The 24524-nt window shown below is 70.6% G+C and carries 31 protein-coding genes and 2 pseudogenes; 28 read left to right on the forward strand and 5 right to left on the reverse strand.

Going from position 1 to position 24524, the window contains the following annotated elements; all coding sequences use genetic code 11:
• Positions 1–11 precede the first annotated feature (11 nt).
• The 11 genes and pseudogenes from AB0E62_RS35420 (at position 12) to AB0E62_RS35470 (ending at position 6775) form a co-directional block, all read left to right on the forward strand.
• Entirely contained in the window at positions 12–425 is a 414-nt protein-coding gene (locus AB0E62_RS35420) for a hypothetical protein (RefSeq protein WP_362203612.1), read from the forward strand.
• A gap of 42 nt (positions 426–467) precedes the next feature.
• A complete protein-coding gene (locus AB0E62_RS35425) occupies positions 468–947 on the forward strand; it encodes a hypothetical protein (RefSeq protein WP_362203615.1) in 480 nt (159 codons plus the stop codon).
• Between the two features lie 252 nt (positions 948–1199).
• Positions 1200–1766, forward strand: a complete 567-nt coding sequence (locus tag AB0E62_RS35430; protein ID WP_362203618.1) for a hypothetical protein — start codon at positions 1200–1202, stop codon at positions 1764–1766.
• Positions 1767–1784: 18 nt separating this feature from the next.
• Entirely contained in the window at positions 1785–2324 is a 540-nt protein-coding gene (locus AB0E62_RS35435; RefSeq protein WP_362203621.1) for a hypothetical protein, read from the forward strand.
• Positions 2325–2363: 39 nt separating this feature from the next.
• Positions 2364–2969: a hypothetical protein gene (locus AB0E62_RS35440; RefSeq protein ID WP_362203624.1), complete on the forward strand. Its 606-nt coding sequence runs from the start codon at positions 2364–2366 to the stop codon at positions 2967–2969.
• An 80-nt stretch (positions 2970–3049) separates the two neighbouring features.
• On the forward strand, positions 3050–3574 hold the full coding sequence (locus AB0E62_RS35445; protein WP_362203626.1) for a hypothetical protein: 525 nt from the start codon (positions 3050–3052) through the stop codon (positions 3572–3574).
• A gap of 47 nt (positions 3575–3621) precedes the next feature.
• A pseudogene (locus tag AB0E62_RS35450) lies at positions 3622–4044 on the forward strand (glycosyltransferase); the annotation flags it as partial.
• Between the two features lie 180 nt (positions 4045–4224).
• A complete protein-coding gene (locus tag AB0E62_RS35455; protein WP_362203629.1) occupies positions 4225–4674 on the forward strand; it encodes a hypothetical protein in 450 nt (149 codons plus the stop codon).
• Complete coding sequence (locus tag AB0E62_RS35460; RefSeq protein ID WP_362203632.1) at positions 4671–5012, forward strand: hypothetical protein; 342 nt, start codon at positions 4671–4673, stop codon at positions 5010–5012. The genes AB0E62_RS35455 and AB0E62_RS35460 overlap by 4 nt, the downstream gene beginning before the upstream one ends.
• 88 nt (positions 5013–5100) lie before the next feature.
• Positions 5101–6039 carry a hypothetical protein gene (locus AB0E62_RS35465; RefSeq protein ID WP_362203635.1) on the forward strand — a complete coding sequence of 313 codons (939 nt, stop codon included), beginning with the start codon at positions 5101–5103 and terminating at the stop codon, positions 6037–6039.
• Between the two features lie 238 nt (positions 6040–6277).
• Entirely contained in the window at positions 6278–6775 is a 498-nt protein-coding gene (locus tag AB0E62_RS35470; RefSeq protein ID WP_362203638.1) for a hypothetical protein, read from the forward strand.
• Positions 6776–6784: 9 nt separating this feature from the next.
• On the opposite strand, the gene AB0E62_RS35475 is transcribed toward AB0E62_RS35470, so the two are convergent.
• A protein-coding gene (locus tag AB0E62_RS35475; protein ID WP_362203641.1) for an IS5 family transposase occupies positions 6785–7587 on the reverse strand; the annotation gives its coding sequence in 2 pieces (ribosomal slippage) (positions 6785–7243 and positions 7246–7587; 801 coding nt in all).
• 188 nt (positions 7588–7775) lie between these two features.
• On the opposite strand from AB0E62_RS35475, the gene AB0E62_RS35480 reads away from it, so the two are divergent.
• From AB0E62_RS35480 to AB0E62_RS35495, 4 genes are all read left to right on the forward strand, one after another.
• On the forward strand, positions 7776–7946 hold the full coding sequence (locus AB0E62_RS35480) for a hypothetical protein (protein ID WP_362203644.1): 171 nt from the start codon (positions 7776–7778) through the stop codon (positions 7944–7946).
• Between the two features lie 131 nt (positions 7947–8077).
• On the forward strand, positions 8078–8983 hold the full coding sequence (locus tag AB0E62_RS35485) for a CPBP family intramembrane glutamic endopeptidase (protein WP_362203647.1): 906 nt from the start codon (positions 8078–8080) through the stop codon (positions 8981–8983).
• An 18-nt stretch (positions 8984–9001) separates the two neighbouring features.
• A complete protein-coding gene (locus AB0E62_RS35490) occupies positions 9002–10234 on the forward strand; it encodes a histidine kinase (protein ID WP_362203748.1) in 1233 nt (410 codons plus the stop codon).
• 4 nt (positions 10235–10238) lie between these two features.
• Positions 10239–10931, forward strand: a complete 693-nt coding sequence (locus tag AB0E62_RS35495) for a response regulator transcription factor (RefSeq protein ID WP_362203650.1) — start codon at positions 10239–10241, stop codon at positions 10929–10931.
• 830 nt (positions 10932–11761) lie between these two features.
• On the opposite strand, the gene AB0E62_RS35500 is transcribed toward AB0E62_RS35495, so the two are convergent.
• Both AB0E62_RS35500 and AB0E62_RS35505 read right to left on the reverse strand, forming a co-directional pair.
• The gene (locus AB0E62_RS35500; protein ID WP_362203751.1) at positions 11762–12292 is read right to left on the reverse strand and encodes a transposase; all 531 of its coding nucleotides are present in this window, start codon (positions 12290–12292) and stop codon (positions 11762–11764) included.
• A 41-nt stretch (positions 12293–12333) separates the two neighbouring features.
• Complete coding sequence (locus tag AB0E62_RS35505) at positions 12334–12828, reverse strand: winged helix-turn-helix domain-containing protein (RefSeq protein WP_362203653.1); 495 nt, start codon at positions 12826–12828, stop codon at positions 12334–12336.
• A gap of 113 nt (positions 12829–12941) precedes the next feature.
• Here AB0E62_RS35505 and AB0E62_RS35510 point away from each other — a divergent pair.
• A protein-coding gene (locus tag AB0E62_RS35510) for an IS5 family transposase (protein WP_362203656.1) occupies positions 12942–13738 on the forward strand; the annotation gives its coding sequence in 2 pieces (ribosomal slippage) (positions 12942–13277 and positions 13280–13738; 795 coding nt in all).
• Between the two features lie 55 nt (positions 13739–13793).
• On the opposite strand, the gene AB0E62_RS35515 is transcribed toward AB0E62_RS35510, so the two are convergent.
• Positions 13794–14777 carry a restriction endonuclease gene (locus AB0E62_RS35515; protein ID WP_362203659.1) on the reverse strand — a complete coding sequence of 328 codons (984 nt, stop codon included), beginning with the start codon at positions 14775–14777 and terminating at the stop codon, positions 13794–13796.
• A complete protein-coding gene (locus AB0E62_RS35520; protein WP_362203662.1) occupies positions 14777–15694 on the reverse strand; it encodes a hypothetical protein in 918 nt (305 codons plus the stop codon). Before AB0E62_RS35520 ends, AB0E62_RS35515 begins: the two co-directional genes overlap by 1 nt.
• Before the next feature lie 435 nt (positions 15695–16129).
• On the opposite strand from AB0E62_RS35520, the pseudogene AB0E62_RS35525 reads away from it, so the two are divergent.
• The 12 genes and pseudogenes from AB0E62_RS35525 to AB0E62_RS35580 form a co-directional block, all read left to right on the forward strand.
• Positions 16130–16257: pseudogene (locus AB0E62_RS35525) on the forward strand (IS5/IS1182 family transposase); the annotation flags it as partial.
• 252 nt (positions 16258–16509) lie between these two features.
• Complete coding sequence (locus tag AB0E62_RS35530; RefSeq protein WP_362203665.1) at positions 16510–16950, forward strand: hypothetical protein; 441 nt, start codon at positions 16510–16512, stop codon at positions 16948–16950.
• 102 nt (positions 16951–17052) lie between these two features.
• Complete coding sequence (locus AB0E62_RS35535; protein WP_362203668.1) at positions 17053–17907, forward strand: relaxase/mobilization nuclease; 855 nt, start codon at positions 17053–17055, stop codon at positions 17905–17907.
• 15 nt (positions 17908–17922) lie between these two features.
• Positions 17923–18618: a hypothetical protein gene (locus tag AB0E62_RS35540; RefSeq protein ID WP_362203671.1), complete on the forward strand. Its 696-nt coding sequence runs from the start codon at positions 17923–17925 to the stop codon at positions 18616–18618.
• 42 nt (positions 18619–18660) lie between these two features.
• Positions 18661–19413: a hypothetical protein gene (locus tag AB0E62_RS35545; RefSeq protein WP_362203674.1), complete on the forward strand. Its 753-nt coding sequence runs from the start codon at positions 18661–18663 to the stop codon at positions 19411–19413.
• A 368-nt stretch (positions 19414–19781) separates the two neighbouring features.
• Positions 19782–20447 (forward strand): hypothetical protein, encoded by a 666-nt coding sequence (locus AB0E62_RS35550; RefSeq protein WP_362203677.1) that lies wholly within the window; start codon positions 19782–19784, stop codon positions 20445–20447.
• A 252-nt stretch (positions 20448–20699) separates the two neighbouring features.
• Complete coding sequence (locus AB0E62_RS35555) at positions 20700–21083, forward strand: hypothetical protein (RefSeq protein ID WP_362203680.1); 384 nt, start codon at positions 20700–20702, stop codon at positions 21081–21083.
• Complete coding sequence (locus tag AB0E62_RS35560) at positions 21080–21874, forward strand: DUF317 domain-containing protein (protein WP_362203683.1); 795 nt, start codon at positions 21080–21082, stop codon at positions 21872–21874. The genes AB0E62_RS35555 and AB0E62_RS35560 overlap by 4 nt, the downstream gene beginning before the upstream one ends.
• A gap of 20 nt (positions 21875–21894) precedes the next feature.
• Positions 21895–22254: a hypothetical protein gene (locus AB0E62_RS35565; protein ID WP_362203686.1), complete on the forward strand. Its 360-nt coding sequence runs from the start codon at positions 21895–21897 to the stop codon at positions 22252–22254.
• Positions 22251–23060: a DUF317 domain-containing protein gene (locus tag AB0E62_RS35570; protein WP_362203689.1), complete on the forward strand. Its 810-nt coding sequence runs from the start codon at positions 22251–22253 to the stop codon at positions 23058–23060. The genes AB0E62_RS35565 and AB0E62_RS35570 overlap by 4 nt, the downstream gene beginning before the upstream one ends.
• 120 nt (positions 23061–23180) lie before the next feature.
• Positions 23181–23534 (forward strand): hypothetical protein, encoded by a 354-nt coding sequence (locus tag AB0E62_RS35575; protein ID WP_362203691.1) that lies wholly within the window; start codon positions 23181–23183, stop codon positions 23532–23534.
• Between the two features lie 73 nt (positions 23535–23607).
• A complete protein-coding gene (locus AB0E62_RS35580) occupies positions 23608–24417 on the forward strand; it encodes a DUF317 domain-containing protein (protein ID WP_362203694.1) in 810 nt (269 codons plus the stop codon).
• Positions 24418–24524 lie beyond the last annotated feature (107 nt).

Genomic DNA, 24524 nt, shown 5'->3' on the forward strand with positions numbered 1-24524 from the left:
CCAAGAGGCCCGTGAAGCCCGACTTCCCACGCGACTTGTTACCGAGCGACGAGGTGCTCCAGCTCACTGCCGACTTCGCCCGAAGCCCACACCACACCACCCGCGCCGGCAGCACCATTCTCAGGCATCTCGGCACGGCGGCGACCTTGTCGAGCCACGCGGCCACGCACTTCACCGAGACTGCGGAGTGTGCCCTGGCAATGACCCGGTCTGCCAACCCGGCCGACCGACACTACCTCGCGGATCGCATGGTCATCGACCACTCCTCAGCCCGCGCCTTCCTGCGGCACACGGCGGAATCCCTTCGTGACGCGGCCAAGGAACTTGACGACCACCTCGGCTTCCAACGCTTTCCCGCAACACTCACCCGTCAGGAAGGCCCGCCGGCGCCTCCGCCACCCAGGCCGGGCGGTCGCCTCCCCTGACCGCGCCTGCCCCGAAGCCCGGTCTACCCAACGGAAGCCTCCTTGCCGCACCAACCACCCCCGCGGTCGCCCGACCACCCCGAGCCCGGAGACCTCTACCGCAGGGCCCGCCGTGACGCCGAACCGTTTCTGGCCGGCCACCCGCTCCCCGGCCAGCCGGTTGCGCTGCCGGATCTGACGCCTTACCTTCAGGCGCTCCCCGACGCCCGGACGCCCGCCGAGGTCAGCGTCCTCACCCACCAGCTGGTCGCCGCCACCGCACCCGTCCTCGATCACATCGCCGGCCACTTCGTCACCCTCGCTCTCTGGGCCGGCACCGAGCACCGGCACACCCCCCAGTCGGTGCGCCTGCTGCGTCAAGCCGCCCAGACCATCCGCACCGCGCTGGTCAAGGTGGCCCAGGCCGACCTGGAAAATCTCCGCGCCCACTACACGCCTCCCGCGGCAGGCACGGAGCACCCGGGCGCGCCCTCCGCCACGGCCACCGCAGCACGAGCCCCCTCGGCCGGACCGCGCCGCTGAACCGCCCCTGGCCGCCCGCCCTCACCACCAGGAGAAATCCACCTGCCTCCGCACGCCTCCAGCTTCACCACCGGCCTCGCCGCGCACCTGCCCGGCCAATGGACCCGCCGGGACACCGAGGTCCTGCCGTTCAAAGAACAGTGCCGCCTCGCAGACCGGGTCTGGGACTGCGGCGACGCGCACTCCGCCCTGCTCGACTGGCCCGACACCCCCATCACCGTCCTCGACGGGCCCGCCGGCGAGCAGCTCATCGTGATACCGCGCCCCCGCTCGTCGGGCCAGTACCTGGTCGCGCCCCTGAAGCCCGACGGTGTGCGACCGCGCCACTTCAGCGGGATCGACGGGCCGAACGGCATCTCCGTACCCGACGATCCCGTCCGTGCCGCTGCCCAGGTCACCCGCCGCGTCCTGCCCCACTACACCGACGTGCTCGCCGCCGTCCGCGACAAGGTGCGCCTCCAGCCGGACCCACCGCACCGGCCCACCGCACCCGAGGTCACCGAGTCGCTCACTCTGATCTGGTACCCCGACGGCGTGGTCGGCGCCCCGTATGACAGCGTGCCCGCTACGGCCCGCCCCGTGCTCTACCAGTGCTGCTTCCAGTACAGCCCCGACGAGGCGGCGTTCGTGCTGCCCGCCTCGTACAACGCCGAGACACGCGCCCTCCTGCTCCACAGCGTGCTCCTGAAGCTGACCGCCCAAGGCATGGGCGTCAACTTCCGTCACGCCGCCCCCACTCTCCCTGCCCCCTCCCGCACAACGGCACCGGCACTCGGCGCGCCCCCTGCCCCGAAGCAGCCGCCGGCCGCGCGGCGATAGCGGTCCCGGGCCCTTCACGTGCCAACCTCCGGACTGTCCGACAGCGACCAGCGGATGCTGCTGCACGGCATCGCCGACCAGCTGAACACCATCGCCGACCAGTTCCCGCTGCCCGACCAGGTCCGTGCCGACCCAGCGATCGGCGAGATCCTGGACGACGAAATACGCAACCTGGCACGGCTGCTGGGCTACCTGGCCGGCGAGAGCGCCTTCCGCCAACGGGCCTCGGCCCGTTATCCGGACCAGGTCACGCCCTCCCAGCGCCGCACCACGCTCGTCCTCGCCCGTGCCGCCGAACCCACCAGCGGCGCGCTCGCCGCCCTCGGCCGTGCCGTCCACGACCTCGGCGTCCTGTTCGACCTCACCCACCAGGCCCCCGGACGCGACCGCAACCAGGCCGCGGCAACCGCACACCAGCGCCTCACCGAACACTTCACCGAGGCCCGCACCAAGCTGGTGCGCGCGGCCCAGCAGTTGCGTCGCGCCGCAGACACCCGCACGCCGCAATCCGCTGCGGCCCCGCCTTCCCCGCAGGCGACCCCGGCCCGCGCCCGCTGACCGGCCACGGCCCCGTGCGCGCCCTTTCCCACTCTTGCTGTGCGGCGGCTGCCGCACGACCGGCCGACCCCGACCATCCCCGACTTCTTCTTCCAGGAGCCGATTCTGCGAGATCCCGACTTCGAGCTGTACGACAACGTCGGCCGCGACGCCGACCAGATCACCGCCGCCCGCTACGGCATCGCCACCGACAACGACCTGCTGCGCTGGGCCAAGCGCGATGCCGAAGACTTCCTGGCCCGGCACCCGCTGCCCGAGCAGGACCTGCCCACCCCCGACCTGACCCCGTATCTCGACGCCCTCGCCGCCGCCGAGACCCCCGCCCAGGCCAGCGCGGTTACCCAGCATCTGCTGGACGCCGCCCACCCCCTGCTACACGCAATCAGCGACTACCTCGTGGCCGCCGCCCGATGGCGGGGCCAGAACCGCACGGCGGAGCCGGGGTCACCGCCGAAGATGCTGATGGCCGCGGCCAGCCACAGCCTGTCCGTACTGGCCCTCGCCTACCAAGGAGACCTGGCGATCCTGCGGGCCGAATACGACCCGGCACCAGCCCCGCCCAGCCCACAGCAGGGCCCGAAGGCGCCCGGCCTTCCCCCGTCGCCGCCCAGCACCCCGCCCGCCGGCCCCGCCCCGACCCGCTGACCCCACCTCCCTTTGGAGTTCTTCTGTCGACTCGTTCCTTCATCGCCCGTCCCACCGCGAACGGCTACGACGGCATCTACGTGCATCTGGACGGCTACCCGACCTCGACCCTGCCCCTGCTCCTGGCCTCCTTCCAGTACCGGTTCGCACGCGACCTCGATGCCATGACCCGGCATCTCGTGGACGACGTGGCCATCGGCTGGCAGGAGCTGGGCACCGATCTCCTCGACGGCGCGCCGCCGTACATCGTCGAATACCTGGCCGGTGACGAGCGGTGGCCCAGCAGCACCATGGACCACCTGATCACCCCGGACGGCTCGCCGCCGGTCCGTATGGCGGTCACCGAGAAGGACGCGGCTGACCAGGACCTGGAGTGGGGCTACGTCCTGCGCCCGGAGGGCATCGAGGTGATCAGCGTGCCGTACGCCGATGCCGGCCCGGTCGTCGGCTGGGACACCTACCTCCTCACCGGCTTCAGCGACAACCCCGAGTACTGGCTCGTCCCCGCCCAGTCGCCGCTCGCCACGCCTGCCCGCACAGCCGGGCCGGCGCCGGCCGCTCCCGCGACCGCGCCGGTGCCGTCCCATCCGGCAGCGCGCCACTGAACCACCCCGTACCGCACTCTGGAGAGCTTGCCCTGCCCACGCAGCCTGTGATCACGGTCGTCGTCGCCACCCGCCTGCGCGAGGACCGCCTCGGCTTCCTGACCGCCCTGCACACCAGCCTCACCCGGCAGAGGGTTCCGTGGGAGGCCGTCATCGCCCTCGACGGCGCCGACCCCGAGCGCCTTCCGGCCCCGCTGGCCGCTGATCCGCAGGTGCGTACGCTGGCGTTGCCGCGGCCCGTCGGCGCGGCCTGCGCCCGCAACCTTGCGCTCAACCTCGTCCGCACCCCGTATGTGAACTGGGCGGACGACGACGACTTGTTTCCCGACGGCGCGCTGGCGGCCCGGCTCGGCACCCTGGAGCAGGCGGCGGTGGGCTGGTGCGCCGGGTGGAGCGAGGACCTCCACCCCGACGGCACCACCACGCTGTGGCGGTGTCCGACACCGCCCGGGCGGCACGAGGCGGGGGATACCACCAGCGCGCCTGGCCGGTGATCGCGACCTGGCTCACCCACAGCGACAGCTTCCTGCGCCAGGCCCGCGCCGCGGCGCCCAGCCCACCTCCCACACCCGCGCTCCCCGCACCACCGCCCCGCGCCCTGCCTGCGGGCGCCCCCCCACCGCCGTTGACCGTTAGGAAGGCCCCCCTTCTTGGACCCTGGCACGCACTTCGCCTTCGGCACCCACCCAGAACATGGCTTCGTCGCCGCGTTCACCGCGGCCATGCCCGCCCACCTGGGCCACTGGTTCCTCACCCGCGAGCAGTTCGAGCCCGTCCCCGGCCATCCCTCACTGTTCCGGCTCACCGAGCCCGACCGCGACGGTGCACGCCGCGCCCGGCACGCCGTCAACGACCTACGCGCCCTGGGCTACACGGTGGACGCCGACCTCCGTCTCGACCCCGGCCCACCGTCGCGGTCAGCGCGCCCGGCCCGGCCCCACGCTCTGCCCGAGCGGCGCGCCCGGTTCGCCCGGGCGGCAGCCATGCGCTCGCCGCAACACCGTGCCACGCCGCCCACCACCACACCCGCCCCACGGTCGATTCCGCCGAAGCCCGCCTACGCCCCGACCGTCCACCTGCACACGGGACGGCCGCGATGACACCCGACGACGAGACGATCCGCATCACCCGCGGGCAGGGCGGCGAGGTCGAAGTCAGCGGACGGATCGACGCGGTGGCCAAGGAGGTCCTGCTCCGGGCGGGTTTCCTCTTCCTGCCGGCGCTGCGCGGCCGGGTCTGGGTCCGGCTGCCGTTCGACCTCGGCCGCGACTGGGAGAACAGGCACGCGACCTGGGCGGCGGGCATGCTCTCCACCGCCCGCTACCGCGTGCACCTCGACCCTGCCCTGCGCTACAGCCCGCCCGACGAACCGGCCGCGCCCGCACGAGCGCCGGCCATGACCACCCAAGCACCGCCCAGCAGGCCCCAGCGCCGCTGAATCCTTCCGCCGGGAGAACCTGATCCCTGACACCACCCCGCCCAGCGCGGCACAGCTCGCCAACCGGGCGCGCGGATTCCGGCTGCGGATGGCAGTCATCGACCGTGAGACCGACACCGCGCTCGATGCCACCCGGGACCGCTACGGCCGCACCGTCCACCACGACGCCGCCACCGCCGCACGGGCCCGCCGCACCCAGGCCGCCCTCGCCACCTACGCCATTCATCTCGCCGAGCACGGCCAGCCGTTGCTCACCGCCGCCCGCAGCGGCCTCAATCACCTGCCACAGGCCCCGCACACCGAAGCCTGGCGTGACCTACTGGACGCCCTCGCCGTCTCCCACGCCGAGATCACCCGCGCCCTGACCCACCCAGCCGAAGCGGGGTCAGCCGAGCAACGTAAGCGACACACTGCGGTATGGCCGCACCTGGTCTTCTGGGCCGATTACAGCTCCGTCGCGGCCGACCTCGCCGACCAGCACCATCGCCCCGGCCCCGAACTGTCCGCCGAGGACAGGCGCCTGTGGACCGACCAGGCCCATGCCGCACGGCGGCGGGGCGGACTGGAGCCGATCGAGTCCTGGTACGCGGCCGACGGCCGCCTCATCACCCTCGCCTACCTGGTCCAGGACGACACCTCCACCGTCATCGCCCTGGCCGGCGACCTGGATGCCGTATCAGGCTGGGAGGTCATCGGGCACTACGACGACGAACTGGCAGCCGGCCGGGCCCTGCCCCGCGCGGTCCCGTCCGGAGTCTTGCGCCCGGACGCCGCCTCCCGCTTCAACCGGCCCGAGCCCACGCCCGAGCGCCCCGTACAGGAGCTGCTCCAGGAGGTGGTCGAGGCCCGCACCGCCGGCGAGGTCTCCGAGGCCCTGCTCGCCGCCGCGCAGCCCGGCTACGAAGCCGGCCCCCCCTGGTCCGGCTGGAACGCCTCCTCGGCACCGCGGCCCGCTTCTCCTACGCCCTGGACACCGTCCGCGGCCAGCAGGTCGGCGCCCGGCTCGCCGCTCTCGGTCGACAACTGACCTTCCTCACCAAGGAAGTTCACGACGCGGCCGAGGACCTCGGCGCGACCGTCGGCATCCTGCCCCACACCGCACCCCGGCGCCGCCCCGGACACGACCCCGCCCCGCGGTGAGCACCACGCCTGCCACGCCACCGGCCCGCAGCACGGCCACCACCCGCCGGGCGTAGGCCCGACTGCGCTGCGGCGGACTCTCCCTCCCTCTCCACCCCTGCGACCTGTCCCAAGGAGAATGATCTATGGCTGTCCGCACGAAGTGGACCATCGAACACGCCTGCGGCCACGAAGTCGTCCACGACCTGTCCGACCGCGCCGCCGACCGGCGGGCCGGGTTCGCCCGGTGGCTCGCCGCACGGGACTGCACGGACTGCTGGAAGGCAGCCCGCAGCAACGACACCGCCTCCAAGAAGGAGTGGCTCGCCGCCAAGCGCGCCGAGGAACAGCGGGCCGCCGCCGAGTGGGCCGCCCAGTTCGACATGCCCCCGCTGGAAGGCCCCAACCGTGCCCTGGCCTGGGGCGAAAGCTCCCGCCACCAGCTCATGACCACGGCTCACACCGCCCTCGTCATCGAAGGCACCTGGGACGACGCCGACTGGGCCGAGCTGGAAGAGAAGGCCCGCACCATCACCCGGGCCGGATGGTGGATCGACCAGCGTGACACCGACGGCACCGACCTGCCCGAACTCCTCGACGCCGCCACCGATAAGGACCGCGGTACGGAGAACCCCTTCCACTAAGACATCGTCTCATTTGGTGAGTCTGCGGTAACAGATGAGGGTGCAGGCGATGGCGGTGAAGGCGAGGATGTGTTCGGCCTTGCGTTCGTAGCGGCGGTGCAGGCGTCGGCAGCCGGCCAGCCAGGACATCGTCCGTTCGATGGTCCAGCGGTGCCGGCCCAGCCGGGTGGATGATTCGATGCCCTTGCGGGCGATGCGGTGCCGGATGCGGCGCTCGCGCAGCCATCGGCGCAGGTCGTCGTAGTCGTAGCCCTTGTCGCCGCGGAGTTTGGCGGGACGGCGCCTGCGCGGGCCGCGCCGGGAGCGGATCGGAGGGATGCCACGGACGAGGGGCTGGAGCGCCTGGCTGTCGTGGAGGTTCGCTCCGGAGATGCCGATGGACAGGGGCAGACCGGTCCGCTCGGTGATCAAGTGGATCTTCGAGCCTTTCCTGCCCCGGTCGACAGGATTCGGACCTGTCAGCTCCCCCCTTTCAGAGCCCGCATGTTCACCGAGTCGATGGCGCACCGCGACCAGTCCAGCTCCCCGCGCGAGCCCAGTTCGTCCAGGACCAGGCGGTGCAGCTTCGTCCAGACCCGGGCGGCACTCCACTCGGTGAAGCGCCGGTGCGCGGTAGGCCCCGACGGCCCGAAGACCGGCGGCAGCTGCCGCCAGGTGCCGCCCGTGGTGGCCACGAAGATGATCGCCGCCAGCACCTCACGGTCGCCGTACCGGCGCCGCCCACCACCTTGCGGACGCGTCGGCGCGGGCGGCACCACCCGCTGGAACAACTCCCACAACCCCTCCGGGACCAGCCGCTCCACGATCGTCATGCCTCAAGGTTACAAACCCAAATGAGACATCGTCTAGAAAGCACCGGTTGCCTTGCCTGCGAGGTAGGGCATCGGTGTATCGCGCAGCGGCCACTCGGTCTCGTCGACGACAGCGGCAAGCGGATGCACGCCTACGCCGGAGCACGGTCCGACGGGCACGCCCCGCGGGAGGCGCCACCGCTGAGACCGTGCCCCGGCCGTACCGCTACGCGGGTGCGTACGTTGACCCGGCGGCCCTGTACAAGATGGGAGCCCCCTACTACGACTCCGCCCTCGGCCGCTACGCCCAGTCCCACCCGTCCGGCCAGGACCGCCGCTGCGGCGGCCATGATGGTGCCCGCCTCCCGTACGCGTGCTGATCCCTTTTCCGGGGCGCATCCCCCGTGAGAGCTACAGCAGTTGTCCATCTGCGGGCGATTCGCTGACGGGGCCGGGTTTCTAGCGTGGTTGTCAGGTCGCAACCTGTGCGACCGCTGACAGGGGAGGCCACATGAGTACGTCCACCGCACGGCACGCCGACGGCCCCGGCCCGGACACGGTTTTCGACGCCCCCGACGCCCCCGACGCCCGCGGCGGCCGTCTCGGCCGCATCGTCCGCTCTCAGCTCGGTTGGATGCTGACGGGCCTGGTCGGCGTCGGCCTGGTCTCGACCCTGACCGCCACGGGTCCTGGTCCGGTTCCGGTGCTGGGCGCGGTGGCCGCGGTGGCCGTGTACTGGTTGGTCATGCGCCGTGTCGCGCGACGCTCGACGCCGGAGATCGCCCGGCGGGGAGCCGGCCGGGAGGCGCTGTACGGCGGCGCGATCGGTCTGGGTTTCGTCGTGGTGTCCGCCGTGCTGATCACGGTGTTGGGGGGCTACTCGTTCTCCTGGGCTGGCCATGGCGTCATGGCGGTCCTCTGGTCTGCGGTCATGGTGCAGATCGCCGCCGCGGTCACCGAGGAGTTGCTGTTCCGCGGTCTCGCGCTGCAGGCGCTGGAGCGGCTGTGGGGCAGCCGGGCGGCCATCGTGATCACCGGGCTGTTCTTCGGCATCGCCCATCTGGGCGCTCCGGGCGCCAGCGCGTGGAGCGCGTTGGCAATCGCTTCCGAGGCGGGCGTGATGCTCGGCGCGGCGTTCCTGTGGCGGCGTAACATCTGGTTCGTCGCGGGGCTGCACTTCGCCTGGAACACCACCGAGCAGCTGCTCGGCATCCCGGTCTCCGGGCACGCCTCCAAGGGCCTGTTCACCGTCGACGTGCACGGTTCCGCCGTGTTGACCGGCGGTGGCTTCGGCCTCGAGGCGGCGCTGGTGCCCGTCGTCATCGGTGTGCTGCTCGCCGTCCGCATGTTCGTCCTCGCCCGCCGCGGCGGCAGGTTGCTGCCCCGCCGATCCGCACGACGCATCCAGGCCGGCTGACCGGAGGAGACGGTAGTGATATCCCGCCAGGCGCCCTTCAGCAGCCGTGCGCTGCTGGGGGCGGTGTTCGAGCGGTGGCAGGAGCGGGACGGCTTCCTCAAGGACGGCGTCCTCGCCCTGGTGCTGCCCCTGTTGGCGTTCGTGCCGACCCTGTCCACCATCGGAGGGCAGATCGGGGATCTGCCCGAGCGGCCGACGAATGCGCTGAGTATCGCGCTGATCCTGGCCCAGACCCTGCCGCTGGCGGCCCGCCGGCGATGGCCCGCGCTCTGTCTAGCTGTCGTCGCGGCCGCGTTCGCCGTATATCAGGCGCTGGGCTTCGCGACGACGTTGGCGAGTTGGGGGCTGTATCTGGCCCTGTACTCGGCCGGAGCTCACCAGGTTCGCTTCCGCCGGCATCTGGCGGGCGTGGTGAGCGCGGGCTACGGGGTACTGGCCCTCGTCCTGGACCACCTCGGCTCACCGCAGACCATCGGTGACTATCTCGCCTTCTATCTCACGGTGGCCGCGTTCTGGCTGGTGGGCAGCACCGTGCGCGCACGGCGGGCGGGGGAGGAGCAGCGGCGGCGGCTGGCCGCCGAAGTGGCCGCGGCCGCAGAGCGGGCACGCATCGCCGGCGAGCTGCACGACGTGGTCACCCATCATGTGACGGCCATGGTGGTCCAGGCGGACGCGGCACAGTTCCTGCTCACCACCGCACCGGACAAAGCCGGCGAAGGACTTGCGGCCGTCAGCGACACCGGCCGCCGGGCGCTGACAGAGCTGCGCTACCTGCTCGGCGTGCTGGAAGCGACCAGCCAGTCAGCGTCCGCCGACCCGGCGCGCGCGGACCGGGCACCCACCCTGGGCCGGCTCGCAGACCTGGTCGAACAGGCCCGCAGGTCGGGCCTGCCGGTCGAGTTCGATGAGCAGGGCGAGCGGCGGGCGCAGCGCCTGGACGTGGAGCTGGCCGCCTACCGGGTGGTGCAGGAGGCGCTCACCAACGCGATGAAACACGCCGCCGGGCAGCCGACACAGGTCCTCGTCCGGTACGGCGAGGAACGCATCGACATCAAGGTGACCACCGACGGGCCCACCGCCCTGCCGCCGGCCGCAGCCGCCGCGCACGAACCGGACTCGGTCGGCGGGCGTGGACTTGCGGGCCTGCGTGCACGGGCGCGGACGGTCGATGGTGAACTGGAGGCCGGACCCCGGCCCGAAGGCGGGTTCGAGGTCCACGCCACCATTCCCTCCAAGCCCGCATCGGAGTGACCCCGTGAGCGATGCGCCGCCACCGATCCGTGTGCTCGTCTGCGACGACCAGGCACTGGTGCGCACCGGCTACGTCACCATCTTCTCCGCCCAGCCCGACATGGAGGTCGTCGCAGAGGCCGAGAACGGGCACGAGGCGGTCCAGGCCGCCAGGCGCCTGCGTCCCGATGTGGTGGTGATGGACATCCGGATGCCCCTGCTCGACGGCATCCAGGCGACCCGGCAACTGGCCGGCCCCGACGCCGAGGCACCGCCGAAGGTGCTGGTCGTCACCACCTTCAACGTCGACGCCTACGTCTACGACGCACTGCGTGCCGGGGCCAGCGGCTTCCTCCTCAAGGACGCGCCCCCGGCGGAGCTGGTGAACGGTATCCGGACGGTCGCCCGGGGCGAGTCCCTGCTGGCCCCCGCCGTCACCCGCCAGCTCATCGGCCACTTCGCCGAACACCTGCACCCGGCCGATACATCCCGGCCGGCCAGACAGGACGTGGTACGGGCCCTGACCCCACGCGAGCTGGAAGTGCTCCGGCAGATCGCCGAGGGGCTGTCGAACGCGGAGATCGCCGCACAGCTCTTCATCACCCCCGAGACGGTCAAGACCTACGTGTCGAGGATCCTGGCCAAACTCGGCCTGCGCGACCGGGTCCAGGCCGTCGTCCTCGCCTACCGGATCGGCCTGGTGTCCGCCACAGGTTGACCCCACACGCTCGTCCAACTGGACCCCGAGGGGGTACGACGCACACCGACCGCTGGGCTTGTGCGACCGGCCTGCACGGCCGAGCCACCAAAGCCGCAGTCGGCGTGCTCATCGGGCACGGCGGTGAGGTAGCCGGCCGCAGCAGCGCACCGTACTCACCGATCAGCCGCGCCAGCTCGGGGCCGTCGGCGTGGAACTCCTCCAGCGCGGCCTTCTCCTCCTCGCTGCCCTGCTCCTGCCAGACCAGCTCCACGTAGTCGGCGGCCCGCAGGATCCGCTCCGGGGCGAGCTGGGGCACCTTCGGCGACGTCATTTCCATAACGGCTCCTTGCTGTTCGCTGGCCGGATGCCTGCTGCGCCCGGCCGGTTGCCCTGCGGTGCGCGTCCGGCCCTGTGGACAGAGGCCGGTGCGCCGTGAAGCGCACGTTGTTCGAGTGGAGGTGAAAGACCACCACCATCACCCTGTCGCAGCAGGGTGATTGAAGCTGGGGGCAGTCCTTTCCGGGAGATGCCGGAAAGGATGACAAGCGGCCCTGACAAAGCCGGGACGTATCAGCACTGCCAGATGGTGCGGGCCCGGCAAGCAAGACGGAAAGGAGTACGCGAGGAACCGGTGGTGACACTCCCTGAATCCACACCAGCTCGAACCTGGCGGATCTGGGCTGGATGCGGTGCGTCTTCGCCTTGTGAAGGGGGCGGGGAACTTCCCGAGAGTCCGCGGTCTGGCGCTCGGGGAGGCCACGGTGAAGTGCTGCGGGGTAGCCGTGGCGATGCCGCGGGGGTATAGCCGGGCTCCTACTGAGGTTGAACTCGTGATGTCGTGGGGTTGCTCAGGCGGGTCTGATGGTCAGGCCGGTCTCGGCGAGGCAGCCGTCTATGAGGTCGCTGCGGTACTGGATGTGCCGTAGGCCGCGTCGGATGCGCTGGACGAGGTGTTCGGGGGTGGAGAAGGCGCCGTTGGAGAGCCAGCCGCGTCGCAGAAGGGACCAGATCCCTTCGACCGGGTTGAGGTCGGGTGCGTAGGACGGCAAGTAGTAGATGGTCGGCCAGTCCCGGGTTGCCGCCCACGCGCGCAGGTCGGCGGCCTTGTGCACGTTGAGGTTGTCCCAGACGAGCACGATCGGGCCGCCGAGCTGCAGGTGGGCGGCGGTCAGCAGGTCCCGGTAGTCGCGCCAGGAGAAGCTCTTGCGCCCGTCGCGTCGGCCGTCGTCCCGGCGCGGCCGGTAGATCAGCCGAGACCGGTGGCCGGGTTTGTAGCAGGTCAGCGCCGCGATGGATATCCGTCTGCGGGACCGGCCGCGGACCCTCACCACCGGGGTCCGCCCGCGCTGCGACCAGGTCTTCGCCTGCGGCGGCGTCATGGAGAATCCGGCTTCGTCCTCGAAGACGAGCCAGGCTCCACTCACCGCCGCGAGTCTTCCGCGCAGGGCCACACCTCCTTGACCCACCCGGCAACCACTTCGTCGTCCCGCTCCACCGCCCGCCGGGCCGGCACCTGGCACGACCAGCCATTACGCACCAGGAGCTTGCGCACACCCTGGATCGTGTAGGTCAGATGGAAGCGCCGGCCGATCACCGTCTTGACCCGCGCCAGCGTCCACCGCTGGTCCTCCCAGCCGTGCGCGGCCGGCCCCTTCGCCAGCTCCGCCTCCAACTGAGCGAACTGCTTCTCGCTCAGCCTCGGAAGCGACGCAGGTCCCTGCGACCGCAGGGCACGCGGACCGCCCTCGTCCCACGCCTGCCGCCACCTCTGCACCGAGCGGACACTGACCCGCAGGTCCTTGGCGATCAGCGAGCTCGCCTCGCCCTGGGCGAACCTCTCGGCAGCCTTCAGCCGTAACTCCTCGCGGAACTGCTGCCGTTCGACGGTCAGCCCGCCCCCTTGTGGATACCGCATGCCCCGGTGATACCGCAGCAGACGGCCAGCCGTCAGCCCCTACGACACCACGAGTTCAACCTCAGTAAGACGTCGTCTCATTTGGGGTGCTGGGTAGTGTGCACCGTGTGGTGATGGTCGAGCGCATAGTGCCGGACGAGTTGTGGGAACTGTTCCAGCGGGTGGCCCCACCTGCCCCGACGCGGCCGCAGGGCGGCGGTCGGCGCCGGTACGGTGACCGCGAAGTGCTGGCCGCGATCATCTTCGTGGCCACGACGGGCTGCACCTGGCGGCAGTTGCCGCCGGTCTTCGGCCCGTCGGGACCGACCGCACACCGGCGCTTCACCGAGTGGACCGCCGCCCGGGTCTGGGCGAAGCTGCACCGCCTCATCCTCGACGAACTGGGCTCGCGCGGGGAGCTGGACTGGTCGCGGTGCGCCATCGACTCGGTGAACATGCGGGCCCTGAAAGGGGGGACCTGACAGGTCCGAACCCTGTCGACCGGGGCAAGAAGGGCTCGAAAATCCATTTGATCACCGAGCGGACCGGTTTACCCCTCTCGGTCGGGATCTCCGGCGCGAACCTGCACGACAGTCAGGCACTCGAGCCGCTCGTGCGCGGCAACCCGCCGATCCGCTCCCGCCGCGGTCCGCGCAGACGACGGCACGCCAAGCTGCACGCGGACAAGGGCTACGACTACGACCACCTGCGCCGATGGCTGCGCAAGCGAGGCATCCGGCACCGCCTCGCCCGCAAGGGCATCGAATCCTCCACCCGGCTGGGCCGGCATCGCTGGACTATCGAGCGCACGATGTCCTGGCTGGGCGGCTGCCGCCGTCTGCACCGCCGCTACGAACGCAAGGCCGAACACTTCCTGGCCTTCACCGCCATCGCCTGCAGCCTCATCTGCTACCGCCGACTCACCAAATGAGACTACGTCTAAAGGTCACCTCGGCAGAACCACCGGAACGGTAGACATCGGCACTTCAGGTCGTGGCACCTGCCTCACCGGGATCGCCCAAAACCTCCAGGAGGGGAACTCCCCACGTAGCCCACCGCTCCAGCTGATCGCCACACATCAGGTAGATACCTTGCTCAGCTGCTAGGGAGCTCGCGGGCTTGGAGAACGAACCATTGGTGACGGCAACCACGATATCCGCCTTGTGGACAGGACGGGCTGTCCCGTTGAGTGTTTGGATCACCCGGGATCCGACCGCCCTAGATCCTGGCTGGCGGTGCTTGCACTGGAAAACGATCTTCCGAGCGTCCGGGGTCAGTGCGATCACGTCGGCTCCCAGGTCGCGGGATCCTCCCTTGCCGCGGACGACTTTGTACCCATCCCGGCGCGCAAGGACTGCCGTAGCATGCTCGAACTCGTACGGTGTCATCGCATGCAGCTGGGCGATAGTGATGCTCCCCGCGCTGGCACGGAAGATCCGAAACTCCTCCTCCCGCAGGGCCAGTCCGTGCACCTGTCGGGCATGTTCCTGCATCGCGGCGGCAAACCGAAGTCTGGCTTCTTCAAGCTCGCGCTCCAGCCCGATAGCCCTTTCTATCCCGGAGTCGAGGTCCGGGGTCCGACGGAAGCGGCCTGCCGCGATTGCGCCAGCCTCTTCTCTGAGCCCATCCAATATCTTCTCTACCGCCGTCATTGCCTCCTTAGCCCAGGAACACTCCACGTACAGGCCCTCAGCCAGCGCTCTGCCTACATGGCGGAATTGAGCCCACACCGGAGAATCCGGCCGGCGCGGCCCGAGCTTTGTGGCGCGCTTGTGCTCCTCTTCCGTCAGCCGGTGAAATTCCTGCAGCTTTCCGAGGATTAGCCTAACTAGGGCACCTTCGTAGAAATGCAGAAACGCCGCCAAGGCGTCGTCATCCGTGGCCTCCCGAACGGTGGCACTAACTGCTTGTGTGAGCCAGGGCTCTTCGTAGACGGGCAGGGATACCCGGCTATTCCAGTTGATGTGCATCAGCCCACCTCACGCTTTGGCAACTGCGCGTCCAAGTCAGGCGTTACTCCCCACTCGATCCACCTGCGTACGTCTGTGCGGTCCAGCAAGATGACGCCATGCGCCTTCGCGAAGCGACGGGCCATATGGTTGTAGTCAATGTTGGTTATCAAGACCACCGCATCAGCGGCGGCGGCAATCCTGTCGCGCTCCGCCTGTTGCGGGACGCTGGAGAACCAAACCCATCCCCGCGACGCATCGCCGCGCTCAAACCGGTGATGCATTACCCTTACCCCCACCATGCGACCTGAAGGCGCGCGAAAGAGGTCCATTCGGGGCGAGCGGGCATCAGGTGACAATAGGGAATTCCCTTCCGCCTCCAGCAAATCTCGAACCATTTGAACGAAAGCCTCCCGTTCACCTTCGTCCAAGGCGTCGAGGGCAGCCACATCCTGAGATCCTTCAGCCGTACAGGACCGCTCCCGCAGCGCCAGTGTGTGAAGACGCTGACGGTCTTGGTCAAGCAGGGCAGCCAGTCGCTCCTCCGCCTGTTGGAGAAACTGCCACAAGGGTCCGCAGTTTTCGGTCTCCCTGCGGCTGGCCTTGCCGAGCGTTTTGCCTTTTCCGATCCTGCCACTAATGGCCTCATACAGCGCGACACATTCCGAGGAAGCCGCATGGGCCTCCTTCAGTTCGGGCTCCAAAGATTCTTTGAGCGCTGAAGCTGCGGCTGCGGCCGACCGCCGCACGGCACTGCCTGGACCCGTGCTCCACCTTCCGCGCGTTGCCCTCGTCTCCGCCTCGTCCATCTCACGTTTGATTCTCTCGGCGTGAGCCTTCCAGCCGTCGCGTATGTCTCTGACCGCACGACACTCGGCGTTCCACACCAAGATCGCCAACATGTCGTCGCGGTCGGCTTGGCCTATCGCCCAGCCCATCAGCGCACATTGCTCCTTCCCGGTATATCGCGGGGGGACTACGCGCGCGTCTCTGTCAATGATCACCGCGGGAGGTTACACAGTGGCACCGACAACCATGCGCGGCCAGAAGGAGGAAGACAGCAGGCTAGAGCCGCCAGGAAGGCACGGATCCCATCGGGCCACTCATCGCCGCGACGTGTCGCAAGGTGCCTATTCCACATCAAGTACGGTTACGTGAGCAGTACTTCGGGCATCTTGCAGGCTGCCCTCTGATCGGCAACTGCAGCGACTAATGGATCCACAACGGACGCTCTCGTGCGACCCAGATCACATAATCGTCAGGTGCCACCCTGGGCCGGTCCTGGTAAGACTTCGTTTCTGATGGCGGCCTCATTCGTTGAGCCGTGCATGACGGACCTGGTCGAGCGGTTGGTGCCGGACGAGTTGTGAACGCTGTTTCGGCGGGTGGTCCCGCCGACGGAGGTCATACACCCGCAGGGCGGCGGGCCGGGGACCGTGAATGCCTGGCGGAGATCATCTTCCTGGCCACCTCGGGCTGCACCCGGCGGCAGCTGCCACCGGTGTTGGGTTCAGCCCACGCAGGGCGTCCAGGATCTCCTTGACGCCTTCGTGACTCTCCTCGATCCGTCGGCCCACTGGGCCGACGGGCGTCGCCAATCGGCTTGGACGCGCGGTGTCACGGGGCTGGTCCGCGGAAGTGCTGCTGTCGAAAGCGGACGGAACATAGCCGCAGATCGCCGGTTAGCCAAACCGGCGATCCTGCGGACCATTGATCCTCCCGCCGCTACACGCACCGTGTGGAAGGATCCGCCTTGCTCCCACCGCCCTGGACCCCGCCGTCCACTCCCGCCTTCGCGCCGACCCCCGATCCGCTCACGCCCGCCCGGGACATCACCCACGAGCACTTCGGGGCCGGTGACCAGATCATGGTCATCAAGGGCGTCGCCGACGGTCGGCTGTGCGGGGACGCGATGCGGGTTGTCGCCCCGTCCTGGCACACCCCGACCGACGAGGACGGATGGCGGCTGCGCGATCCCAACGGTGGCGCCCAGACGTTCATCACCGCCCACCCCCGCTACCTGGTGCACCTCTCGCGGCGCTGCCCGGACTGCCTGATCTTCCAGCGCGCCATGGAGGACCACCTGCTGCCGAGGTACGCCGGCCATGCCGACGCCATCATCGACTGCGGCTGGTACACCACGACGGCCCTGGGTCAGCTCGTCCACGTCGCCGACGCCCGCAGCGGCCGGTGACCCTGGCCGCCCGCCGTCCCGGCCACGCCCTCACCGTGGCGGACGTGCGGCCCCTGGCCGTCACCGAGCAGTACCCCGTACCTTCACCGGAGCCGTACCAGCATGATTCCCCGTCTCAACGAACCCTCCGTCACCCCGCACGGTCCGCTCGACGAAGCCCTGGGGCGCGTGGTGAGCGCGGAGGAGGTGCTGTCGAAGGATACGGTGGTCGCCTACTGGCCGGCCCTGGACGCCTACCTCCTGGACGGCGAAACCTCGGCGTGGACGGCCGCCCAGTGGGCCGAGCACCTCGAAGACCCGCTGCTGGAGCACCCGTTTGCCGCCGGCCCCGCCGGTGACCGGATGGCCGTCGTCCACCTCGATGTCCGGCTCCATCCCGATGACCGCCGCCTGAACGGTGCGGAGTGGTCCGAGATCGCCCACCGTTTCGCTCGCGCGGCAGGTTTCGAGAACCCCGGTGACACGGCCGGTTGCCGCTGGATCGCTGTCCAGGCGCGGCCCGGGCGCCTGGATGTGATCGCCAACCTCATCCGGCTGGACGGCGTCTGGCAGGATCTGCCCACCAATCTGCCGGAACGGCTGGCGGCGGAAGCCCGGCGCATCGAGCAGGACCTGCGCCTGATCGCTCCCGCCCCCGCACTCGGCCGTCGGCGCCTGGCCGGGGTCGTCCCGGATGCATCCACGCAACTGGCCGGCGTTCTCGCTCAGCTCGCCGACGAGCGGTCCGGTCCGCTGGCCGCCGTGCGCGCCCTGGTCGAGCACACCGCACACCGGGCAGCGCTCCAGCCCGGCACCGGCCCCGACATCGGGCACCGCCTGGAGCTGATCGCCCACCGCCTGCACGCCATCCAGCAGGACCTCGACGCCACCGCGACCCATCTGACCACCCGCCCCGGCCAGGCCCCGGCAGTCCCCGTCGTGCCCGCTGCCCGGGCCGCGGACGAACGCTCACCGTAGGAGAAACACTCCCCCTTGCCTCTGTCCGACCGCCACCTGACCATCCGCCGCGACCCGGACTCCGAAGAGGTCCTCGCCCGCGACGGTGACCTTGAAGCCCACAGCATCCTGCAGCGCGCGGGCTTCGTGCCTGTCCACCGCCTGCACGAGACCTACCACCGGGCCCCCGCCGGCCTTCCCCGGGACGGAGAGACAGATCTCGCCACCGAGGCGGTGGCCCGGCTGCGCGCGGCCGGATACCACGTCGACTGCGATGCGGACTTCGACACCGACCACCGCCCCCTGCGGTACCAGACGCTGGGGGAATCGGTCGCCCACCTCTCCGAGCGCCTCCGGCAGGCCACCACCACCGACGAGGCCGCCGAGATCCTGACGGAGCTGACCGCCCCCTGCGACGGCATCCTCACCGCCGTCAGTCACATCCTCATCGCCGCGGCCGAGTTCCACGACGGTCTGGGCACCTCAGTGGACCCGTACACCGCACGGCGGCTGCGCCACCTGGCCGAGGAAACCCTGCGTGTGATCCACACCGACCTCCTCCACACCCGCAACAACCTCGCCGACCGGCACGCCCCGCACCCCGGCCGCACCCAGTGCACCCGAGAGGTCCCCGCCGGGGAGCGCGAACGGTCCGCCGTGTGTGCCTGCCCGCCCCCGCCGCGCGCCCTCCCCGTCCCTCCACCGCCCATGGCCGCCGGACCGCGCCGCTGAACATCCCGCCCCCCTCCCCCGACCTTCTCGCTCAAGGACCTTATGCACGACCACGAAGACTCCGAACGTCTCGCCTCCTTCGCCGACGTCCTGGCCGGCGAACTGCCCGGCCCCTGGAGCAGCACCCACCACCCCGCCGGGCACTCCGAGGCCCTCGCCGCCCTGGACGAGCGGATCTGGGACCTGGACCTCGTCGCCGATTCCCTCGCCGAGCACCCGCTGCGGCAGGCGGCCGTCCTGTCCCGGCCGGACGGCGCCCAGCTCGTCGTCATCGACCGGTACGACGAACTCGGCGGCTTCCTCATCGCCGCTATCGCCCCGCGTGACCTGCCCGACGAGGCGTACCGCGGTGTGGCCGAGCCGAACGGGATCGCGGTGGCCGACGATCCCTTCCTCGGTGCCGAGCAGGCCGCCGGTGACCTGCTCCCCCGCTACGAGGCCGCCCTCGCCCAGGTCCGCCACAACGCCCTCGACGCCATCGTGCCCTCGCAGCCGGACCGTCTCGTGCTGACCTGGCAGCCGGACGGCAGCCTCGCCGCCGCCCCCGCCGGGGACACGGCGGCGAGCGTGCTGGTGGCCAACGGCTTCGTCCAGCAGGAGCAGACCGGCGTCTACCGACTGTCCGGCGACGACACCGTCGAGCAGGCCCGTGCCGTCCGCGAAGCCGGCCGGCAGCTGCGCGCCCACGGCATCGCCACCGCGCTCCAGCACCCCTCGGGCCGGATCACCCCGACCGCCACCGCGCCGTCCGCCCCGCCGGCCCCGGCCCGAACATCGGCGGCCCGATCGCGGTGAAGCACGCCTAACCGGACTTCTACGTCCTGGACTACGTCACCATCACCAAGGACACACGGACCGGGCTGGTCCTCGCCCTGGGCGGCGCCGTCCAGGCGGCCGGGATTCTTCAGCGAGCGGGCTTCCTCGATGCCCTCGGCCCCCGCGGCACCTACCACCGCCTTCCCCACCACCTGCCCGTTCAGGAGCAACGCCGCAGGGCCACGGCCGCCTCGCATGTCCTGCTCGCCGCTGGTTACAGCGTTCACCTCGATCCGTTCCTGAACGACCTGGCCGTACCGGACAGTGACCGGGAAGCCGCGCTACGGTACCTCGTACAGCTGCCGCAACGGGCCGGTGACGCCTCAGACGCGCGGGAGCGGGCGGTATTGCTGACCGAGATCGCCGGTCCCGGTGAGGGACTGCTGCCACTCATCCGGCAGGCCGTCGCAGTCATCTGCGCCGAATCCCTCTCCGGCGGCGCGGACCCGCAACAGGTCAGACAGTTCATGAACACGGCCGTTGCGCTCTCGCGGGCCGCCGACCAGATCCTTCACCTCCGTAACGGCATCGTCCACGCCCACCGCCCAGCTCAAAGCGCAGGGCCCGGCGCAGCCAAATCCGATAGCCACTATCGAGGAGCTACATTGGGCAACCTTGCCGACGAGTACGGCACGGACGTCGAGATCTACCGCAAGGCCCTGAGCCCCACGATCTACGCCGTTACCCGGAAGGCCGCGCCCGAGACGTTGCTCGACCTGCTTGACCGGCTCGGGTTGGAGAGGCACGAGATCCGCACCGCCGGTCCCGTCTACACCTGGCACGAGGTGCCTGAAAACCTCGACAGCGCCGGGCAGCAGCGTCTGGCGAGCCGCGCGATCCCCGCCCTTCTGCTGGCCGGGTACACGGTCAACTGCACGCCCGAGGTGTTCGACGAGGCCGCCTACCAGCAGGCCGTGCGGGATCTCTCCTCCAGCGTGTCCCGGCAGACCACACATGCGCCGAAGCCTGCCGCTCCCGCCCGCACCCGTACATCCCCCCGGCGCGCTCCATGAGACCTGAAGGCTCCCGGCCAGGCCAGAGCCGTCACCCACCGCGTCCTGCCCCACTGGAGTACCCCCGTAACGCCCCCGACGATGAGCCAGCACCTCACACCACGCCTGGCGACCGCCCTGTTCCGCCGCTACCTGCGCGCCTGCATCCCCATCGGCCTCCATCGGCTGGCCGGTGCCGGTGCGCGCGCCGAGGCCCCGCCCGGTGATACCCGCCCGGCCGGCGCTGATCTTCGAACTCGCTCTTGGAGGAGCATGCCCTACCCGAACCCGCGCATCGTCGTGCTGGCCGACCAGATCGCCCTGTGGATGCGGCAGATGTCCCGCCTCCTCGACCAGCTGCCCGCCGACCAGGCTCTGAACGCCGTCTCGCGCGTCCTACACCCGGACGACAGCCTCCTGGACAGCTTCACCTCTCTGATGGAGACCGGGGCCCGTATCGCCAGGGACCAGGCCGAGCGCGGCGTGCTACCGCCGGAGGTGTGTCTGGCCCTGGGCCGGGCCGTGAACGAGCTGCACAGCATCGGCGTCGACCTCGATGAGCACAAGGACACGCTCGCCCTGGCAGGCGCACCGGGCGGTAGCGCGGAGGCCCGGCCCGCATCGCCCGCGCCGTTGGTCGCGAGGCGGCACCGGTGAGGAAGAGTCGTTGGCCGGGCTGGGGGCCGGGCGAGCAGGCCGAGCAGCACTACCTCATCCAGCCGCGGGCGCTGGCCGGCGGCGGGGACATCCGGCATGTCTCCGAGTTCCTGCGCGCTTCGGGCTGGCGGGACAAGTCCAAGACCGGCGGGCCGTTGGTCATGGAAAGCACCGACCGCGCGATCCGCCTGACCTACGACCCCTACGTCCAGCCGGGCGGCTGGCTGATCCAGGCCACGGCGCGCGGGGACCAGGCCGAGTGGTGGGTGATGTTCGGCCGGCAGACGCCGGTGGAGATCATCGCCGGGCTGACCGACGCACTGACCCAGCCCCGCTCCGCGCACGCCCCCAACGTCTGGGCGCCCCTGGCCCAGCAGGACTGGGTGGCGCGGGCCGAGGGCCGGCACTACACCGCCACCAGTCCCGACGAGGTGGCGTGGCTCCACTTCCGGCAGGACGGTGACGGAAACGCGGTGTGGTGGTCGGGCGCGCGGGACGAGCAGGGCAACGGCTGGACCGCGCAGTTTTCCGCGAGCACCCCCCTGCACCTCTTGCAGGCGTTCTCCACGGCGCTGGCCTCGCCGGAGCCCGTGATGCGCCCACGCGGACGCGTCCCGCACAGCAGCACGATCCACACCACCTCCGTGTCCGTGTTGCCCTCCCAGCTCGGCGCCTGGCAGCAGGCCCGGATCACCGCCGCCCGCGCCGCCGCCTGGGCCCGCAACTCCGCGCGCGGCACCCGCCCCACCACCACACCGCGGAAAACCGGCGCCTTCCGCGCACGCCACTGACCAACCCTCCCAGGAGTTTCGTGCCCGACCTCACCCCGGATGACATACACGCCGTCACCGAGACCCTGTCCCGTCTCACCGAGTACCTGCGCCAGGCCCCGGACCCCACCGAGGCCCTCGCCCTGGTCGAGCCGCTGCTGGACGAGTCCACCGGTCTTCCCGTCCAGTTCGCCGGCACCCTGCGCGCCCTCGCCCGCACCGTGCACACCCACCGCCCGGACACCTCACACCGCCTGGCCGTCGACCTCCTCATCAAGGAGCTGCGCAGCGCCGCGTGGGAGCAGAGCGACCAGCACACCCTGCACTACGTCCTGGACGGCCTGCGCTCCCTGTACGCGTCCACGCCGCCGAGTGAGCCAGGGTGCGGCGCGTGCCGGTGAGCGACCAGCAGCTCGCGCAGTTCGCCAGGACGCACGAGTGGCGCATCCCCTTCGACACCAGCCCGCGGCACCTCGCCGGCCCCGGTGACGCCCGCCACGTCACCCACGGCCTGGCCGCCGCCCGGTGGAAACGCACCTCCGACCCGCTCAGCCCCCAGCTTGTCCTCACCAGCCCCGACCACCGCTACCGCCTCGACTTCACCCCGGGGAACGGGATGCTCGCCTGGTGGCAGCTGTGGGCCGAGCCCACCGACACCGAACGGAGCTGGGCCGCCGGGTTCGGCGAACTCGTGCCCGCCGAGATCCTCGGCGCCTTCACCGACGCCCTCATCGCCCCTCCACCACAGCGGCACAGCACACCCCTTGACGTACTGGACGCCGCCGGATGGCTGATCGATGCCCGTGAAGCGGCCAGCTCACCGGATGCGACCTGCCGCGTCCAACGGCACGCCGACCGGCCTGACGGCCCCCGGGCAGCCTGGCACGTAGAGGTCTGCGACCCCGACCGGCCTCGCTCCCGACTGTGGCACGCCCACTTCGATGCCGGCACCCCCGTCCACCTGGTCACGGCGTTCGTCACCGCGCTCGCCGACACCGCCCCGCTCCAGCGCGGCATGTACGACCGCCCCGCCCACCACAGCGTCACCCAGCAGCGCAGCACGGTCACGCCGGAGCAGATCATCGAGGCCCACAAGGCGCGTCTCAGCTCTCTGCGCGCCCAGGCCCGCGCAGCCCGGCGGCACAGCACCACAACCGCGGCCGTCCCTGCGCCATCGGTCACCGCGCGTCCGGCTGCCCGCCGCTGACCTCTTGAACGGGCACCTGCACCCAGCCCGGACCGGACCGGCCGGCTCGAGCCAGGTCTTCTTCGCCCGGTCGATACCACACGGCGAACCACCGCTTCCCCCTTTGGAAGGAGGGCAGCCTTGCCCGCTTTCTCCACTCCCGACCTCAGCCAGATCGCACAGGCGACCAGCACCCTCGCCGACGTCAAGGACTACCTGCGCGGCGATCCGCCGGTCGCCGACACCCTGCCGCTGCTCGGTCCGCTCCTCAACGAGCACACCGGTGTTCCGGTCCTGCTCGGTGACATCCTGCGCGACGCCGCCCGCCTGGCGTCCGACCAGACCGGCCACCCGACAACCGACGAGATACGCCTGATCATCGACGGCCTGCGGGAAGCCGCCCAGGAGGCCACCGACTGGCACATCCTGCACTGGGACCTCCCCCGCCTGCACCAGCACTTCACCCGTAACGCCACGTCGCAGGTCGAGCGATGAGACCGGCACACCCGACACCCGGCGACGACACCGATGCCGCGCTGGACGAACGCGCCGTCCGGGGAGCGCGTCGGTGACGCGGCCGTACATCCCCAGCCGCGCCAACGACCCGCACGGCCTGATCTGGTTCGAGACCCGCCCCCGGTACCTGGCCGGCGGCGGTGATCCCCGGCGGATCACCCAGACACTGCGGGCCGCGGGATGGCACAACCTGTCCGACCCGGACTTCCCGCACGTCGTCCTGGCCAGCCCCGACCGGAGCCACAGCCTGGTGCTGGAGCCCCAGCCGGGACCGTACGGCGCATGGTGGAGCATCTCCGGGCAGCACGAACAGGGCGGCTGGCACAGCGAGTTCGGAGCGCACACGCCTGTGGAGATTCTCGCCGAACTCACCGACGCCCTGCTCGGACCCGTACCCGAGCACACCGAGGACATCTGGCCCCTGCTCACCGCGGCGGGCTGGCGCTACCAGCGCGACGCACACGGCAACGAAAACGCCTCCCACCCCGACGGACGCCTGCACCTGCGCCGCTTGAACGACAAATCCCTGGGCTTCCACTGGCTGGCCGAAGCGACCTTCGGTGAGCGGCACGAACGGGTATGGCGGGCGTGGCTCGATGACCACATGCCCCAGCACCTGCTCGCCGCCTTCACCACGGCCCTGGCCAGCGACGAACCCGTCCAGCGCAGCCGTGGAGATGTCCCGTACTTCCACCTGGTCACCCAGCAGGAACGCGGTCCGCAGGCCGAGCAGATAGCCGCCGAACACGAAGCGCGATTGAAGGCCGTGCGCGCCGTCGCCCGCAAGGCCCGCCGCGCTGCCGCACAGAGTGGCACGCCGACCGCCACCACTCCCACTCCACGCCCGGCCGTACGCCGCTGAACCCGAAAGGCCCCTCGCTCATTTCCCCCGATCCCCACGCCCAGCACGAGTTCCTGCGCCGTCTCGACCGGTACATCGGCGAGGCCAAGAGGATTCTCGACGCCTGG

This window comes from Streptomyces sp. NPDC038707 (assembly GCF_040636485.1).
In the GTDB taxonomy this organism is placed as follows: domain Bacteria; phylum Actinomycetota; class Actinomycetes; order Streptomycetales; family Streptomycetaceae; genus Streptomyces.

Bases quoted from the DNA above. Each gene is read 5' to 3' on its own strand.
- AB0E62_RS35460 (WP_362203632.1), top strand. From the start codon at position 4,671: ATGACACCCGACGACGAGACGATCCGCATCACCCGCGGGCAGGGCGGC.
- AB0E62_RS35465 (WP_362203635.1), top strand. From the start codon at position 5,101: ATGGCAGTCATCGACCGTGAGACCGACACCGCGCTCGATGCCACCCGG.
- AB0E62_RS35470 (WP_362203638.1), top strand. From the start codon at position 6,278: ATGGCTGTCCGCACGAAGTGGACCATCGAACACGCCTGCGGCCACGAA.
- AB0E62_RS35485 (WP_362203647.1), top strand. From the start codon at position 8,078: ATGAGTACGTCCACCGCACGGCACGCCGACGGCCCCGGCCCGGACACG.
- AB0E62_RS35500 (WP_362203751.1), bottom strand. From the start codon at position 12,292: ATGACGCCGCCGCAGGCGAAGACCTGGTCGCAGCGCGGGCGGACCCCG.
- AB0E62_RS35505 (WP_362203653.1), bottom strand. From the start codon at position 12,828: ATGCGGTATCCACAAGGGGGCGGGCTGACCGTCGAACGGCAGCAGTTC.
- AB0E62_RS35515 (WP_362203659.1), bottom strand. From the start codon at position 14,777: ATGCACATCAACTGGAATAGCCGGGTATCCCTGCCCGTCTACGAAGAG.
- AB0E62_RS35520 (WP_362203662.1), bottom strand. From the start codon at position 15,694: ATGGGCTGGGCGATAGGCCAAGCCGACCGCGACGACATGTTGGCGATC.
- AB0E62_RS35535 (WP_362203668.1), top strand. From the start codon at position 17,053: ATGATTCCCCGTCTCAACGAACCCTCCGTCACCCCGCACGGTCCGCTC.
- AB0E62_RS35545 (WP_362203674.1), top strand. From the start codon at position 18,661: ATGCACGACCACGAAGACTCCGAACGTCTCGCCTCCTTCGCCGACGTC.
- AB0E62_RS35555 (WP_362203680.1), top strand. From the start codon at position 20,700: ATGCCCTACCCGAACCCGCGCATCGTCGTGCTGGCCGACCAGATCGCC.